Raw genomic sequence first — 13,788 nt, 5'->3', positions numbered from 1 at the left:
TCTCGGTGTCCGCGGGATAGCCTGCCAGGGTGATCCGTCGCCGCTCCCTGATCCTCGCCCTGATCGGCGTCCTCATGGGTGCCCTCGTCGCGTATGGCGTGACTCGCCGCAGCGGGTCGGATCCCTCATCGCCCTCCCCCTCGACCGGGACGGCGGGTGCGGCGGGCAGGCCTCCGGGACCGGTGAGCCTGTCGGGGGCTGAGGTCGCGGCCTTGGCGAAGCGGGTCGCGACGCCGCGGCACGAGAACTTCTACTTCGTCATGACCGATCGATTCGCCAACGGAGAGAAGGCGAATGACCGGGGCGGGCTGAGCGGTGATCGCGTCACCACTGGTTTCGACCCCACCGACAAGGGCTTCTTCCACGGCGGCGATCTCGCGGGTCTGCAGGGCAAGCTGGACTACATCAAGGGCCTGGGGACGACGGCGATCTGGCTGACGCCGTCCTTCGTCAACCGGCCGGTGCAGGGCAGCGGTGAGGATGCGAGCGCCGGCTATCACGGCTACTGGATCACCGATTTCACTCGCATCGACCCGCATCTCGGCACGAATGACGAGATGACGGCTCTGATTGCGGCGGCCCACGCCAAGGGGATGAAGGTCTATTTCGACATCGTCACCAACCACACCGCCGACGTCATCGACTACGAGAGCGGCACGTATTCGTATGTCTCCAAGGCGGATTCGCCGTACCAGGATGCGGCGGGGAAGTCCTTCGACGATGCCGAGGTGGCGGACCGTGCCGGGTTCCCCGCGCTGTCTGCCGCGACCTCTTTCCCTTATGTGCCGATCTTCCGCAGTGCCGCGGACGCCGAGGCGAAGACCCCGAGTTGGCTCAACGACCGCACGCTCTACCACAACCGCGGCAACTCCACCTTCGAGGGCGAATCATCGACCTACGGCGACTTCGGCGGCCTGGACGATCTGTTCACCGAGAACCCGAAGGTCCTCGACGGCATGATCGCGATCTACGAGAAGTGGATCGACTTCGGCATCGACGGTTTCCGGATCGACACCGTCAAACATGTCAATCTGGATTTCTGGCGGAAGTTCGGGCCGGCGCTGATGGCGCATGCGCGCGCCGCCGGCCGCGATGAGTTCTTCATGTTCGGCGAGGTCTACGACACCTCGCCTGCGGTGATGTCGCTCTACTCGACCACAGGTCGGTTGCCCGGCACTTTGGACTTCGGATTCCAAAGTGCGGCAGTCGATTTCGTCTCCGGTCACTCCGCCCAATTGCTGAGCAAATTGTATGCCGCCGACGACACCTATCTCGACGCCGACTCCAATGCGTACGTCGTGACGACCTTCCTCGGCAATCACGACATGGGCCGAATCGGCTCCTTCCTCGTCGGCGCGGCGGACGACGATGACGACCTGCTCCAGCGCGACAAGCTCGCCATGTCGCTGATGTACCTGACTCGCGGTCAGCCCGTCACCTACTACGGCGACGAGCAAGGTTTTGTCGGCTGGGGTGGCGATAAGGATGCGCGCCAGGACCTGTTCAAGACCCGGGTCGAGCAGTACGCCGCGGACCGCATCATCGGCGGTCACCCCGGCGCCCGCGATCGCTACGACACCGATGTGCCTCTCTACCAACACATTGCGGCGCTCACGGACCTGCGCGCTGACAACCCCGCGCTTGCGACCGGCATCCAGATCGAGCGGTATGCCGCGGACGGCGAGGGTGTCTACGCCTTCTCCCGGATCGACCGGGACTCCGGGGTGGAATATCTCGTCGCGGCCAACAACGCCAAGGAGGAGCAACGGGTTTCGGTGCCGACGGCATCGCCGGGCATTGCCTTCGCCTCGCTCCTCGGCGGTGCCGGCGCGCAGGCGGGGGCGGACGGGAAGCTGGAGATGGTCGTGCCCGCACGAGCCGTGACGGTGCTCAAGGCCGGCGCCGCCGTGCCCAAAGCCTCTGCGGCTCCGCCAGTGACGGTGGCGGGGGGCACCGGCGGGACGCTGAACGGCCAGGCCAAAGTCACAGCGACTCTCGCTGGGGACCTTCCTGCGGAGGTCACCTTCGCGATCCGCAAACAGGGGAGTGCGGACTGGCGCGTCCTCGGGACTGACGACAACGCGGCATACGGGCTCTATATCGACACCGGCTCGCTGTCGGCCGGCAGCTACGACATCGTCGCTGTCGCGCGCACGCTCGACGGGCAGACGTCGTACGGGTCGATGACGGCGAAAGTCGCTGCGCCGCAGAGCGATGGTGCTGAGGTGATTGCTGCGGGCAGCTTCCAGGATGAGGCGGGTTGCCCGGGTGACTGGCAGCCGGAGTGCGCGGCGACGGCGCTGACCGACCCCGACGGCGACGGCACCTTCACCCTGAAGCTGACGTCGCTGCCCAAGGGGGATTACGAGTTCAAGATCGCGATCGGCGGCTCGTGGGCGGAGAACTATGGCGCCGACGGCGCCAAGGATGGTGCCAATATCCCGTTCTCGGTGCCGGGCGACACGGCTCCGGTCACCCTGACCTACGACTCAGCGACGCACAACGCCACCGCCTTGGCCCCGTGACCGGGAAGCCGCTCGACGGGGGGATTGGGGCGGGGGGCTTGGTCAGGCGGGCGCGTCGGCGACGCAGAACTCGTTGCCCTTGACGTCGCGCAGGGTGCTCCAGCGGTGGCCGAACTCGTCGTGGTCGCTCACTCTCGTCGCGCCCAAGCCCAGCAAGCGCTCGACCTCGGCGATGCGGTCGTCGCTGACGAAGTCGATGTGCAGGCGATTCTTCGCCGTCTTGGGCTCGGGCACACCGATGAACATCCATGTCCCCGCGCCGGGTCCGTCGGCGGAGATCCTCGCGAAATAGCTCGTGGCGCCGGGATCCAGCGGGCGGGCGAGGGTCGCCGACCAGAAGGCCGAGACGGCGGCGACATCGGAGCAGTCGAGGGTGGTTGCGGCTGGGGTGAATGTCATGTCCTTCAGGATGGGCCCTCTAACGGTGTCAGAGTCAACCCTCACCGGGACCGTGGGATCTGGCAGTGGCGAGGCGAGGAAAGAGAGCTTCGGCGTTACGGCGGTCGATGCCGGCTCGCAGTTCTGCCGGGAGGGAGAGGTCCTCATACTCGGCACGCATGAACTTCACCGCCGGCGCGGGGGCGAAGGGGAAGTCCGACCCGAAGACGATCCGGCTGGGGTCCGCGACAGCGAGCAGGCTGGGGAAGGCCGCCGGCGTCGAGGAGAGGGCGGTGTCGTACCAGAACCGTTTGAACACGTGCATCCGCGCAGCCACCGCACGCTTGCGGTTGAGGAGGAGGCCGGCCACCTTGATCTTCGGCTCGTCGCGCAGGGTCGCCAGGATGAGGCGGTGGGCGATATAGGGCACGAAGCCGCCGGCGTGGGCGAGGATGAACCGAATCCGGGGATACCGCTCTAGGGCACCCGTTGACATCAGGCTCAGCACGGAGCGGGTGGTGTCGAGGAGGAAGTCCGCGGCGAAGCTGGGTAACCTCTCGACCGGCTCACCGGGCAACTCACCGGGGTGGATGAGGACCACGGCGCCGCGTTCGTCCAGGAAGGCCAACAGCCGCGCAAAGCGGGGGTCGCCGAGGTAGATCCCGGCATTGTTGGCCAACAGGACGATGCCGTCGGCTTTGAGCACATCCAGGGCGTATGCCGCTTCCACCAGTGCGCCGTCGACGTCGGGAAGCGTCAGGGTCGCGAAGAAGCCGAAGCCACGTGGGTTGTCGGCCACCAAGGCAGCCCCGAACTCGTTGACCCGCCGGGCCCAGTGGCGGGCCTCGGCGACGTCGCCGAACCACACGCCGGGCGTCGACACCGAGACGACGGCCGTCTCGACCCCGTTGGCCGCCATGACTGTCGAGGCCATGGGAGCGGCCCACCGGGGTAAGGAGATTCCACCCGGTCGAATCCCCTTCTCGCGCAACAACAATCTGTAGGCCGGGGGGATGTAATGATGGTGGACGTCGATGCGCCTGGGACTCTTGCTCATGGCGACACCTTCTCGTTGCTCGGATAGCGGCTATGCAACAGCCCGACTGCGCGCGCGCCCGTTCGTTCCGACGCAGCACGCCGAGAGCCAGCGCGGGAAGGGAAGCCGCCGGGGGCTGCGTGGACGATGGCGAAGACGTAGTGGTCCGGTCGCAGGACGACGACGTCGCCGGTCGTGATGCTCGCTCGGCGCAGCCAGTGCGCGAGCATCGCATCCTGCGCCTCGAGGTCGATCAACTCCGGGTCGTCAGGCTCGCGCCGGCCCGTCACCGATCGCGGCCGCCCACCGGCGGGCAAGAGCCGCGTCCAGGTCGGCTGCACCGGCGCCCACTGAAGGGGATCGATCACCTGCGTGGATCCACGCCGATCCCGATGGCCGCCCACCCGGATCCGGTGGCGTCATCGAGGCGGGCCGAGCCACCCGCGCGCGTGCGCACGACCGGCTGCGGCGCCAGGGTGGCTTCCACACCGAGCGGGCCACGCGGCATACCGAAGTAGGAGCCGCGTCGGTAGCGCGGCCGCGGCTTGAGCTTTGCTTCGGTGAGCACCCGCCGCAGTCCCGGGACGCGCATCGTGGCGCCGATGCCGAGGTCGCGGGCCCGGATGGCGCCCGGGCGCGCGGTGGAGACGATGTCTTTGTTGAACACGCTGATATCGATCATCGACTTGGCGTGGGGCCGCCGCTCGCTCTCATAGGTGTCGAGCAAGGACGGATCGGCCTGCCGCAGAATGACATCCGCGATCTTCCAGGAAAGGTTGTCCGCGTCCCGAAGGCCGGCATTCATGCCCTGACCGATGAACTGCGGCGTCATGTGCGCGGCGTCGCCGGCAAGAAAGATCCGCCCCGCGCGCCACCGGTCGGCGACCAGGGCATTGAAGGTGTAGACGAGTTGCCGGTCGATCACGACGTCCTGGGGATCGAGGTGCCGAGCCAGCAACTGCCTGGCGCGTGCAGGCGATTCGAAGTCGGCCGAGTCGTCGGTGTCCTGGAGCATGAACTCGAAACGATGTCTGCGCCCGGGCTGTGGGCAGCTGACAGTGGGCAGTGCGGGATCACAGATGAAGTCGAAGTAGGGCAGGTGCCCGAACGCATCCACCCCCTGTTGGGGCGCGCAGATCGACGACCAGCCAGCGCTGCGGAAAGCTCTTGCCGGACATGGAGATTCCGAGCTGGGTACGAACGCCGCTACGGCCGCCATCGGCGGCAACGAGATAGGACGCACGGGTGACCTCGCTCGTCCCGTCGACCAGTTCGGCGTCACGTCGGCCGTAGCCGGCGCCCGTGCATTCCTGGTGGTGAACGCTCACGCCGTCATCGTCCTGCTCGACAGACGTCACGGACCGTCCGCGGCGAATGGTCACGCCCGGCCGCTCTGCCAGACGGCGCTCCAGAGTCGACTCGAAGGCCGGTTGATACAGGAAGTTCGATGTCGGCCAGCCATTGCGTCGACTCGGGTCGTGGAAATGGGCGAGCACCCGCCCGTCCGCCCGGATCCACTGGACCGGCAGGCCGACAAGCATGTCGGCGTGCAGCTCGTCCGCGAGTCCGGCGGCCTGGAGGATACGCAGGCATTCGTCGTCGGTATAGACGGCCCTGGCCATCCCGTAGTACTGCGGCTCCCGCTCGAGGGCGAGCACGGTCAGGCCGCGCAGGGCGAGCAGGTGCGCCATCACCAAACCCGTGGGGCCGAGCCCGACGACACAGACGTCGTAGGCCACCTCGTCCCGCACTACTCCAGCCTCGTCGCGGTTCATCGCAACACCGGAAGCTCGGGACGACCGCCGCGCAGGGAGGCGGCGGCATACCGGAATTGCGTCAGGCGGGTCAGGACGGACTCGCCGATCGGCGTATGTCCCCAGATGGAGATCGAGTCGTATGTCTTTGGGGCCCAATGCTCTTCGAGGTCGGGGGTGACGACGATCGGATTCCAGCCAAGCTCCCACTCGAAGCCCGAGGGGGTGACGCAATAGAAGGACAACTCCCGGTCAGTGGTGTGCTGGCCGGCACTCCATTGCATGTGGAAGCCGTGTGCGATGACGCGTTCATAGGCGGCGAGCAGGTCATCGAGCGACTCGACCTGGGTGTTGAGATGCTGAATCACGGTCCGGATCGGGTCGATGCGCAGGCCTTGGACGCCGGCGACGGCCACCCAGTGGTGCCGCCCGTTGACCCGTAGGAAGCGGATCCGGAGGCGAGCGCCGGCGATGTTCTCCTGGACCCAGCCTGATAGGCGGGCGTCAAAGACGCGGTCGTAGTAGCCGCGGACGCGATCGGGTTGACGTGCGGTGATGGCGACATGGCCCATCCCGGACGCGCCGGTGACGAAGCCCGATTGAAGCATGCGCAGCCGTGCCGTGGATGTCGTTGGGGCCGTGAAGATCTCGGTCGCCATGCCCTTCGGTCCGGGGAAGCGCCACAGCCGTTCGACCCCGCGCAGATTGCATTCCTCCGGTGTCGCCTCACTCACGCGCACGCCGGCGTTGGCAACGCGGGCGAGGACGATCTCGAAGGTCTCCTGGTCGTCGATCTGCCAGCCCAGCGCCGTGACGTCCTCGGCGGGCCCGCGCTGGAGGAGAAACGGCATACGTGCTCGTCCAAGCGGAAGCGGGTTGTGTCGCGGGTCAGCTCGTCGACGTGAAGGCCGATGGCGTCGGCGCCGAAGCGGCGCCAGTCGGCGAAGCGCTGGGTCTCGATCGCCACATAGCCCAGATGAATGGCGCCGAAGACGTCGGGGCGGGTCACGCGCCGGCCCCGAGGAAGTCGATCGCGAGCCGGTTGAAGAGATCGGGCGCCTCCCATTGAACCCAATGGCCAACGCCCGCAGCGAGATACGCGCTGCAGTCCGGCATCGTGTGCGCCAGCCGCGGGGCGCCGCTCGGTCGGTTGACCTTGTCGAGCGTGCCCCAGATGACCAGCGTCGGGACGGTGCACGTTGCCAGGCGCGCGTCGCGGGTCAGGTCCATCCGCCAGATCGTGCGTGGGGCGGTCCGACCGCTCGGCCGGCGCAGCGGCGGATCGGCCCTGACCTGCGGGTCAAGGCTGTCGCGATAGCGGCCGTCGATGACCTCGTCGGTGATCGCGGAGGCGTCGGCGACCAGCGACTCACGGATGAAGGTCGCCAACTTCTCCCGGCTCGGTCCCTCCCCGCCGTAGTAGTCGAGCAACTGGTTCAGGCCGCGCGTCGGCAGCGCACGGGTGGTGCCGATGCCGCCGGGGCCGTTGAGGACCATCCGGTCGACGCGATCCGGCCGGTCGAGGGCAAGCCGCAGCGCCGCGCCACCGCCATAGGAGTTGCCGACGAGGTGCGCACGCGGGATGTCGAGCGCGTCGAGCAGGCCGCCGATAGCAGCGGCGAGGTCGCCGAACGGGTCGTCGTGATCGAGGTGCTTGCTCGATCGGCCGTAGCCCGGCAGGTCGGGGATGACGAGGGAGAGGTGCCGGGCCAGCGCCGGGATGTTGCGGGTCCAGTTGGCCACCCCGCTGGCACCAGGGCCGCCGCCATGCAGGAGGACGAGCTCCGGCCCGCTCCCGGTCGTGGCCACGCGGATGTCCCGGGCGCCGACGCGCACAGACCGTTCGAAGAGGCTCATGCCTGTCCTTAAAGTGATGAACTCATCAAAATACTGTGATGAAAGCATCAAGTAAGAACGTCACAAATGTCAAGCCGAATATGATGAACTCGTCATCTCAGGAGGATCGATGAGCACCGGAGCCGCACCCACCGGGCATTCGAAGCGCCGGGCGCGCACCCGGGCCGCGCTCCTCGCTGCGGCGAGACAACTGCTGGCCGAGGGCCGGGAGACTGCCAGCATCGAGGAGATCACCAAGCGGGCGGGCGTGGGCTTCGGCTCCTTCTTCAATCACTTCCCCGGGGGCAAGGACGAGTTGTTCACCGAGGCGGTCCTCGATGTGCTGGATGCGTACTCGGCGTGGGTGACCAGCCTCACCGAACCGCTGCCCGACCCGGCCGAGGTCTTCGCCCTCAGCTTCCGGATAACCGGGCGTCTGGGCGCCGCCCAGCCGGATCTCTTCGCGCCCGTGCTGGCGCGGGGGAGCGAGATCCTGCTGGTCGACCGGGGTCTGCGGCAGGCCGCCCTCGCCGATCTGCGCGCCGGCGTGGACTCGGGCCGGTTCATCGCGTTGGACCCCGAGGTGCACCTCCTCGCAGTCGGCGGCGTGCTGCTCGGGTTGATGCGAGCCGCCGTCGTCACCCCGGGTTTGACGACCTCGGCCATCGACGCCGTGTCCGCAGGGGTCCTGAGGATGTTGGGGGTCTCGGCTCAGGAGGCGCAGGAGATCTGCGCTCGTCCCTTGCCAGGATCGCCGGGGGTGGCGCAGTGGTTCGCGGCGGTGGCTGTGCCATGACCGGGGTGACTCGCACGGTCGTTTGCGCCGGCCTCGTCACCGTCGATCTTGTCCACGTCGTCGCCGGCCCGCCGAGTCCGGACCATAAGATCCTGGGGCTCAGTCAGCGAATCGAGGTCGGCGGGCCGGCTGCCAATGCCGCGCGTGTGGCGAGCGCACTAGGTCTCAGCGCCCGGTTGATCGCTCCCTTTGGCGACTCACCACTGACCGGGTGGGTGCGGTCGGCATTGACGGCCGAGGGGGTCGAGTGGGTCGATCCCGTTGCCAGGCAACCGAATCCGTCGCCGATGTCGAGCGTGATGATCAACGCCGCGGACGGGTCGAGAACGGTGGTGTCGGGCGGGGCGCCCCCGCACTTGGGCGACTCCGGACATCTTGCCGCCCGCTGTGCGGAAGCCGTCGCGGGAGCCGCGGCCGTGCTGGTCGATGGGCACGGGGGGTCGCTACCGGCAGCTGCCGCTCGCGCGGGGCGAGCGGCACCTGCCGGTGCTGCTGGACGGTGGCAGCTACAAGGACGGCATGGAGAGCTACTTGCCGGACGTGGATCTCGCCCTGCTCTCGGCAGACTTCCGTGCTGGTGATGGGGGCGATCCGCTCGCTTGGTGTCTCGGCGCGGGTGCGCGAGTGGCGGCCGCCAGCGGCGCTGCCGGTCCCCTCCGATTACGCTCCGGCGCAACGGAATCCGTGGTCGCAATCCCTGTGGCTCGTCGTGTCATCGACACCCTTGGTGCCGGCGACGTGTTGCACGGCGCGACCCTCGCCGCGCTGGCATCCGTCCCCGACCCCAGCATGTATGCCGGCATCCTCACCTTCGCCGCCGAGGTTGCCACCGCGTCGGTCGAGCACGCCGGCGCGCTCGGCTGGTCGGCAGATCCTGCTGCTCGTGATCGCGCTCGGCGCGCCCTGGCTGCCCTGGGGTGAAGCCTCGGGGAAATGCCGCCACCGCCCCTGCCGCCGGTGTGGCAGGGTGTGCCGATGCCCAGCACGCTCATCGAAGTCCGCCGCGCCTATACCCGCGCGGAAGAAGCGGCCATCATCGAGGCGGTACACGCGAGCCTGGTCGCGGCGTTCCGGATCCCCGATGAGGATCGCTACATCCGCCTTCAGGCTTACGAGCCGCATCGGATGCTCAACGGTCTTGCCGACGGTGAGCCGGACGGCGACACGCGCGTCACCATTGACTGCTTCAGCGGCAGGTCGATCGAGGACAAGCGTGCGCTCTATCGCGAGATCGTCGAACGACTCGAAACCCTCGGGATTCCGCGAGGGCTCGTCTCGATCCTGTTGCGGGAGAGCCCGCCCGAGAACTGGGGGATCAGCGGCGGCCGCCCTGCCAGCGACGTCGATCTTGGCTTCGACATCAACGTCTGACCACCCCCGGAACGCCGCCCCTGCACCCCACCTTCCGCAAACTGTGCGACGCCGTGATGATTTGGTTTGTCGCTCCGGAGTTGCTGTCGCGCCCGGTGATCGTCAACCTTTGGGACATGACGGGCGTCGGGAAGACCGAGCTCGTGCGGCGGTTGGTGCGCGCGCTCGACCTCGCGGATCGCTCGTCGAGATCGAGTTGACCAATGCCGACAGCACGACCTGGCACACCTCGGTCGTCTCCCGGCTCTCCGAGTCAGGGGCTCTGGAGGGCAAACCGACCTTCATGCTCGTCGATGAGATCCACCGCTTCAATACCCTTGACCACGAGGGGAATCCGGTCCCCAACACGAAGTTCAGCGACTTCTGGGAGCTGCTCAGCGACGGGCGGCTGGCGCGCCGTGAGAATCCCGACCTGCAGTTCCTCATCGCGACGTTGTCCTACACCGTGGCCGAGCAGGCGCGGCGGCGGGCGGCCGGTGAGGAGATCCCGGATCCGACGATCGGCATCTGGGAGGCGCGACAACTGAAGTCCCAGTTGCGGCTGATCGACGAGCTCGAGGTCCTGGCGCGGATGACTCCCGAGCAGGCCCTCAAGCGCGCTCGGCACGAGCAGGTCGTCAAGTCCGTCTACGAACCGATCGACTGCTCGCGCAGCCTCATCCTCATCAGTGGCAATCTCGACGAGGCCTTCACCATGGCGACGGCTGGCGCGGAGGCCGATGTGGACGCTGACGTCTTCGCGGCCTATGCCGACAAGGTCACCGTGGTCGACGTCAAGGCCGCGCTGACGCGGCGCTTCAAACCCGAGCAGGTGGCCCACTTCGGCACACCCACTTGATCTATACGTCGTTGCGGCACAAGGACTTTGTCGAGCTGATCCGCCGCGAGGTCGAGCGCGTCTGCGCGGGGATTCGCGAGCGATTCGGGGTCGAGGTCACCATCGACCAGAGCGTGCACGACCTGATCCATCGCAATGGCGTCTTTCCGGTGCAGGGCGTGCGGCCGGTCTTCTCAAGCGTCGCCGACATCCTGGACAACAACCTGGCCAAGCTGCTCTTCCGTGCCATTCTGGCCGGGGATTCCCGCATCGCTCTTGCCTATGACGAGACCGCGCAATCGCTGCAGGCGCTTGTCGGCGCCGAGACCGTGAGCTGGCCCTATATACCGGACGTCTGGACCGGGTCCGGCAAAGCAGTTCCCCCGACAAGATCGCGAATGCAGCGGTGCACGAGTCGGGGCATGCCTTGATGTATGCCGTTCTCTTCGGCCTCGCCCCGCTTCAACTGACCGCGCGGGTGGCGTCGACCTATGTCGGCGGCTTCACCACGCCGCATCCGGTCTATGAGACCGCTGATGCGCTGATCCGCCAGGCCAAGGCTGCGCTCGCCGGCGGGATTGCCGAGGAACTCGTTTTCGGCAAGTCCTTGGCCTCGGTCGGCCGGGGCGTGGACCGGGAGCGAGCCACCTCGATGATCATCGACTTCGTCGGCCGCTTCGGTTTCGATCACGAGTTCCAGTTGAACTACATGTTGGGTGCGGAGTATGCGATGGACCGGACGGTCGCCGAGCCGGACATCGAGAAGATGATCGCCCGCCTCGTCGCCGAGGGGCGCGCCGAACTCGGCGACCACAAGTCCGCCCTGCTCGCCCTGTCCGGCGCGCTTGTCACCGCGGGCCGTCTGGACAGCAATGCCGTGACCGCCCTGCTGGGCGAGCACAGCATCACCACCCACGTGCGCACCGAAGGTCATCTGACCATGCCGTCCTATCGGGCTGCACTCCATTCCACGACCCGCCGCGACTGAGGCCGGAGCACGGTCGAGGACGCCGGTGCGGTCGTCACCGGGGGTGTCCTGCGCTGCCACGGCCCGTCGCCGAGGAGGACGAGAGCTGAGGGGAGGATGACCAGCCGGATCAGCGTGGCATCCAGCAGGATGGCGACCGCCAGCCCCACTCCCATCATCTTCATCTCCAGCAGCGACATCGCCGCGAAGATCGCGAAGACCGAGACCATGACGGCCGCGGCGCTCGTCACGACACCGGCGGTGTCGGTGATTCCTAGCCGGACTGCCGCGCGGGCACCTAGACCCTGCTCGGCATACTCGCGCACCCGGCTGACAACGAAGACGTGGTAGTCCATGGACAGGCCTACGAGGACCGCGAGCACCACGAGTGGCACCCAGTCGATGAGGTATCCCGGGCTGGTGAAATCCAAGGCGGACGCGAAGTGGCCGTCCTGGAAGACCAGGCGCATCACGCCGAAAGCGACGCCGACAGAGAGCAGATTGAGTCCCGCGGACAGCATCGCCAGTCGGATGCTGCGGAAGGCCAGGCCCATCATCACCAGTGTCAAAGCGACGACGAAGCCGATCACCCAGGGCAGCCGATCGAGTTGCCGCTGCGTGACATCGAGATTCCAGGCGGCGTCGCCGCCGATGACGTATTGCGCGCCGAGCCGGTCGAGTGCGTTGGGTGCCAATGACGTTCGCAACCTCTGGATGGCATCGTCGGTGCGGGGGTCCTGCTCGGCATACCGGATGGCGAGGGTTAGTCGGGTGACCGTCTTGTCCGCGGACGTGGTCACCGTGTCGCCCTCCGTGGGCACGAAGGCGGGCGTCGCCACGGCGGCGGCGGACAACGCGCGCAGCGACTGCGCGACCCGCGGCTGGTCGTCCGCCGGCGCCTCAACGACGACGACGGCCTGACTTCCTTGTGACGGGAACTCGGCTGCAATCCGGCCGGCCGTCGCGACGACGGGGATGTCCTGAGGCAGCGTCGCGAGGCTGGCTTGGTGCAGGCGCATCCCGAACGCCGGCAGTGACAAGCCGATGGCGGCGGCGAGGCCGATCACAAGTGCCGTGCGCGGGTAGCGCACGACCGGCGTGAGCAGGCGAGCGCTGGTGCCCCGTCGACCGGCACGACGAGTCACTCTCCACAGCAACGGAACTCGCGGGCGGTCCACCCAACGGCCGAGCTTGACGAGGAGGGCTGGAAGCACGGTGATGGAGGCGATCATGGCCACGCCGACGACGAGGATCGCGCCGGTCGCGAGGGAGGTGAAGGTTGCTCCACCCGCCAGGAAGAGTCCGGCCAGCGAGGCGATCACAGCGAGGCCCGAGACGAGGATCGCGTGGCCCGAGGTGCGCGCCGCGATCTCGACGGCGTCGATCGTGCCGGCCCCCTTGGCGCGTTCTTCGCGCTCGCGCTTGAGGTAGAAGAGCGAGTAGTCGACGCCGACAGCCATCCCGATCAGCACGATCATCGAGTTCACCGTCGGCTCTGCGGGCACAAGGTAAGAGATCGGTGCAGCCAGCCCCATGGTGGCGGCGACCGAAGTGCCGGCCAGCAAGACCGGGACGCCGGCCGCGACCAGGGCGCCGAAGACCAGGAGCATGAGCAGGAGGGTCACGGGTAACGAAATCACCTCTGCTGTATGCAGATCTGCGGCGACGCGCTCGTTGATGCCCTCGTCGATGGTCAGGTCCCCGGCCTCCCGCACCTCCAGTGCCGGGTTGGCGGCGGCCACGGACTCGGTGATTCGCGTCAACGCCGTTCCGTGCTGCGCGCCGTCCGTGAGGGTGATCGTCACCAGAGCCGCGGTCCGGTCCCCGTTCCAGACCAGTGGCGCGACGGCGGCCACTCCCGGCGCCCGCGTCATCCGGTCGGTCAGCTGCCGCGCGGCGCTCGTCACCGCCGCGGGATCGAGGGCGCCGGATCGTGCGGTGATCAGAACCGCCTCGCCCGGGGGTGCAAGTAACCCGGACCTTTCGAGCAGGGCGTGGGCGCGGCCGGAGTCGCCGACCCGATAGTCGGCATCGGTGGTCGATTGGGCCGGCACCAGAACGGCCATCCCGACGGCGAGCGCGACGAAGGCGAACCAGGCGCCGATGGCGCGCCACGGGTGGGCTGCGCTCCAGCGAGCAGCGCGGGTGGGCAGTGCGGTGATCCAGGACATGGTTGTGGCCTCCGGAAGTCGGTCGATTGGGTCACGACGAGCCTTCCGGCAGCAGCTTCGGGGGGCAGGAGCGCTGACTCCCCAACGAGAAGTGGTGGTAACACCCCTGCCGGTGGCGGCCGGGCGGGCGAGGATGG

General features: G+C 67.8%; 16 protein-coding genes and 2 pseudogenes. 9 read left to right on the top strand and 9 right to left on the bottom strand.

Annotated features, from left to right (window positions below):
• Positions 1-29: 29 nt before the first annotated feature.
• Positions 30-2,525, top strand: a complete 2,496-nt coding sequence (locus ABD209_RS15135) for an alpha-amylase family glycosyl hydrolase (RefSeq protein WP_344067690.1) — start codon at positions 30-32, stop codon at positions 2,523-2,525.
• Between the two features lie 42 nt (positions 2,526-2,567).
• Here ABD209_RS15135 and ABD209_RS15130 read toward each other — a convergent pair whose 3' ends face one another.
• The 8 genes and pseudogenes from ABD209_RS15130 to ABD209_RS15100 form a co-directional block, all read right to left on the bottom strand.
• Entirely contained in the window at positions 2,568-2,924 is a 357-nt protein-coding gene (locus tag ABD209_RS15130; protein WP_344067688.1) for a VOC family protein, read from the bottom strand.
• 34 nt (positions 2,925-2,958) lie between these two features.
• The gene (locus ABD209_RS15125; protein WP_344067686.1) at positions 2,959-3,960 is read right to left on the bottom strand and encodes an amidohydrolase family protein; all 1,002 of its coding nucleotides are present in this window, start codon (positions 3,958-3,960) and stop codon (positions 2,959-2,961) included.
• Positions 3,957-4,307, bottom strand: coding sequence for a hypothetical protein (locus ABD209_RS15120; RefSeq protein WP_344067684.1), 351 nt, complete (start codon positions 4,305-4,307; stop codon positions 3,957-3,959). Before ABD209_RS15120 ends, ABD209_RS15125 begins: the two co-directional genes overlap by 4 nt.
• Entirely contained in the window at positions 4,304-5,056 is a 753-nt protein-coding gene (locus ABD209_RS15115) for an FAD-dependent monooxygenase (protein WP_344067682.1), read from the bottom strand. The genes ABD209_RS15120 and ABD209_RS15115 overlap by 4 nt, the downstream gene beginning before the upstream one ends.
• Positions 5,013-5,714: an FAD-dependent monooxygenase gene (locus ABD209_RS15110; RefSeq protein WP_344067680.1), complete on the bottom strand. Its 702-nt coding sequence runs from the start codon at positions 5,712-5,714 to the stop codon at positions 5,013-5,015. Before ABD209_RS15110 ends, ABD209_RS15115 begins: the two co-directional genes overlap by 44 nt.
• Complete coding sequence (locus ABD209_RS15105) at positions 5,711-6,544, bottom strand: VOC family protein (protein WP_344067678.1); 834 nt, start codon at positions 6,542-6,544, stop codon at positions 5,711-5,713. Before ABD209_RS15105 ends, ABD209_RS15110 begins: the two co-directional genes overlap by 4 nt.
• Positions 6,545-6,591: 47 nt before the next feature.
• A pseudogene (locus ABD209_RS19880) lies at positions 6,592-6,759 on the bottom strand (hypothetical protein); the annotation flags it as partial.
• Entirely contained in the window at positions 6,699-7,550 is an 852-nt protein-coding gene (locus ABD209_RS15100; protein WP_344067676.1) for an alpha/beta fold hydrolase, read from the bottom strand. The gene ABD209_RS15100 and the pseudogene ABD209_RS19880, both read right to left, overlap by 61 nt.
• A gap of 109 nt (positions 7,551-7,659) precedes the next feature.
• On the opposite strand from ABD209_RS15100, the gene ABD209_RS15095 reads away from it, so the two are divergent.
• The 8 genes and pseudogenes from ABD209_RS15095 to ABD209_RS15065 all read left to right on the top strand — a co-directional run bounded on the left by ABD209_RS15095 (position 7,660) and on the right by ABD209_RS15065 (position 11,501).
• Entirely contained in the window at positions 7,660-8,325 is a 666-nt protein-coding gene (locus ABD209_RS15095) for a TetR/AcrR family transcriptional regulator (RefSeq protein WP_344067674.1), read from the top strand.
• Positions 8,322-8,696, top strand: a pseudogene (locus tag ABD209_RS19875) (PfkB family carbohydrate kinase); the annotation flags it as partial. The gene ABD209_RS15095 and the pseudogene ABD209_RS19875, both read left to right, overlap by 4 nt.
• A 55-nt stretch (positions 8,697-8,751) precedes the next feature.
• Positions 8,752-9,246, top strand: coding sequence for a carbohydrate kinase family protein (locus ABD209_RS15090; protein ID WP_344067672.1), 495 nt, complete (start codon positions 8,752-8,754; stop codon positions 9,244-9,246).
• 54 nt (positions 9,247-9,300) lie between these two features.
• Positions 9,301-9,696 (top strand): tautomerase family protein, encoded by a 396-nt coding sequence (locus ABD209_RS15085; RefSeq protein WP_344067670.1) that lies wholly within the window; start codon positions 9,301-9,303, stop codon positions 9,694-9,696.
• 56 nt (positions 9,697-9,752) lie between these two features.
• Entirely contained in the window at positions 9,753-9,896 is a 144-nt protein-coding gene (locus ABD209_RS15080) for a hypothetical protein (protein ID WP_344067668.1), read from the top strand.
• Complete coding sequence (locus tag ABD209_RS15075) at positions 9,893-10,534, top strand: hypothetical protein (RefSeq protein WP_344067666.1); 642 nt, start codon at positions 9,893-9,895, stop codon at positions 10,532-10,534. Before ABD209_RS15080 ends, ABD209_RS15075 begins: the two co-directional genes overlap by 4 nt.
• Positions 10,531-10,944 carry a hypothetical protein gene (locus ABD209_RS15070; protein ID WP_344067664.1) on the top strand — a complete coding sequence of 138 codons (414 nt, stop codon included), beginning with the start codon at positions 10,531-10,533 and terminating at the stop codon, positions 10,942-10,944. Before ABD209_RS15075 ends, ABD209_RS15070 begins: the two co-directional genes overlap by 4 nt.
• Positions 10,920-11,501 (top strand): ATP-dependent metallopeptidase FtsH/Yme1/Tma family protein, encoded by a 582-nt coding sequence (locus ABD209_RS15065; protein ID WP_344067662.1) that lies wholly within the window; start codon positions 10,920-10,922, stop codon positions 11,499-11,501. Before ABD209_RS15070 ends, ABD209_RS15065 begins: the two co-directional genes overlap by 25 nt.
• Here ABD209_RS15065 and ABD209_RS15060 read toward each other — a convergent pair.
• Entirely contained in the window at positions 11,462-13,651 is a 2,190-nt protein-coding gene (locus ABD209_RS15060; RefSeq protein ID WP_344067660.1) for an MMPL family transporter, read from the bottom strand. The two genes, ABD209_RS15065 and ABD209_RS15060, sit on opposite strands and share 40 nt — an antisense overlap.
• Between the last annotated feature and the right edge of the window lie 137 nt (positions 13,652-13,788).

It is taken from the genome of Nostocoides vanveenii (assembly GCF_039531165.1).
GTDB lineage: Bacteria > Actinomycetota > Actinomycetes > Actinomycetales > Dermatophilaceae > Nostocoides_A > Nostocoides_A vanveenii.
This window is presented reverse-complemented; position numbering and strand designations above follow the sequence as displayed.

Coding starts and splice junctions, on each gene's coding strand:
- ABD209_RS15130 (WP_344067688.1), bottom strand. CDS start 2,924: ATGACATTCACCCCAGCCGCAACCACCCTCGACTGCTCCGATGTCGCC.
- ABD209_RS15125 (WP_344067686.1), bottom strand. CDS start 3,960: ATGAGCAAGAGTCCCAGGCGCATCGACGTCCACCATCATTACATCCCC.
- ABD209_RS15110 (WP_344067680.1), bottom strand. CDS start 5,714: ATGAACCGCGACGAGGCTGGAGTAGTGCGGGACGAGGTGGCCTACGAC.
- ABD209_RS15105 (WP_344067678.1), bottom strand. CDS start 6,544: ATGCCGTTTCTCCTCCAGCGCGGGCCCGCCGAGGACGTCACGGCGCTG.
- ABD209_RS15100 (WP_344067676.1), bottom strand. CDS start 7,550: ATGAGCCTCTTCGAACGGTCTGTGCGCGTCGGCGCCCGGGACATCCGC.
- ABD209_RS15095 (WP_344067674.1), top strand. CDS start 7,660: ATGAGCACCGGAGCCGCACCCACCGGGCATTCGAAGCGCCGGGCGCGC.
- ABD209_RS15090 (WP_344067672.1), top strand. CDS start 8,752: ATGGGCACGGGGGGTCGCTACCGGCAGCTGCCGCTCGCGCGGGGCGAG.
- ABD209_RS15085 (WP_344067670.1), top strand. CDS start 9,301: ATGCCCAGCACGCTCATCGAAGTCCGCCGCGCCTATACCCGCGCGGAA.
- ABD209_RS15080 (WP_344067668.1), top strand. CDS start 9,753: ATGATTTGGTTTGTCGCTCCGGAGTTGCTGTCGCGCCCGGTGATCGTC.
- ABD209_RS15060 (WP_344067660.1), bottom strand. CDS start 13,651: ATGTCCTGGATCACCGCACTGCCCACCCGCGCTGCTCGCTGGAGCGCA.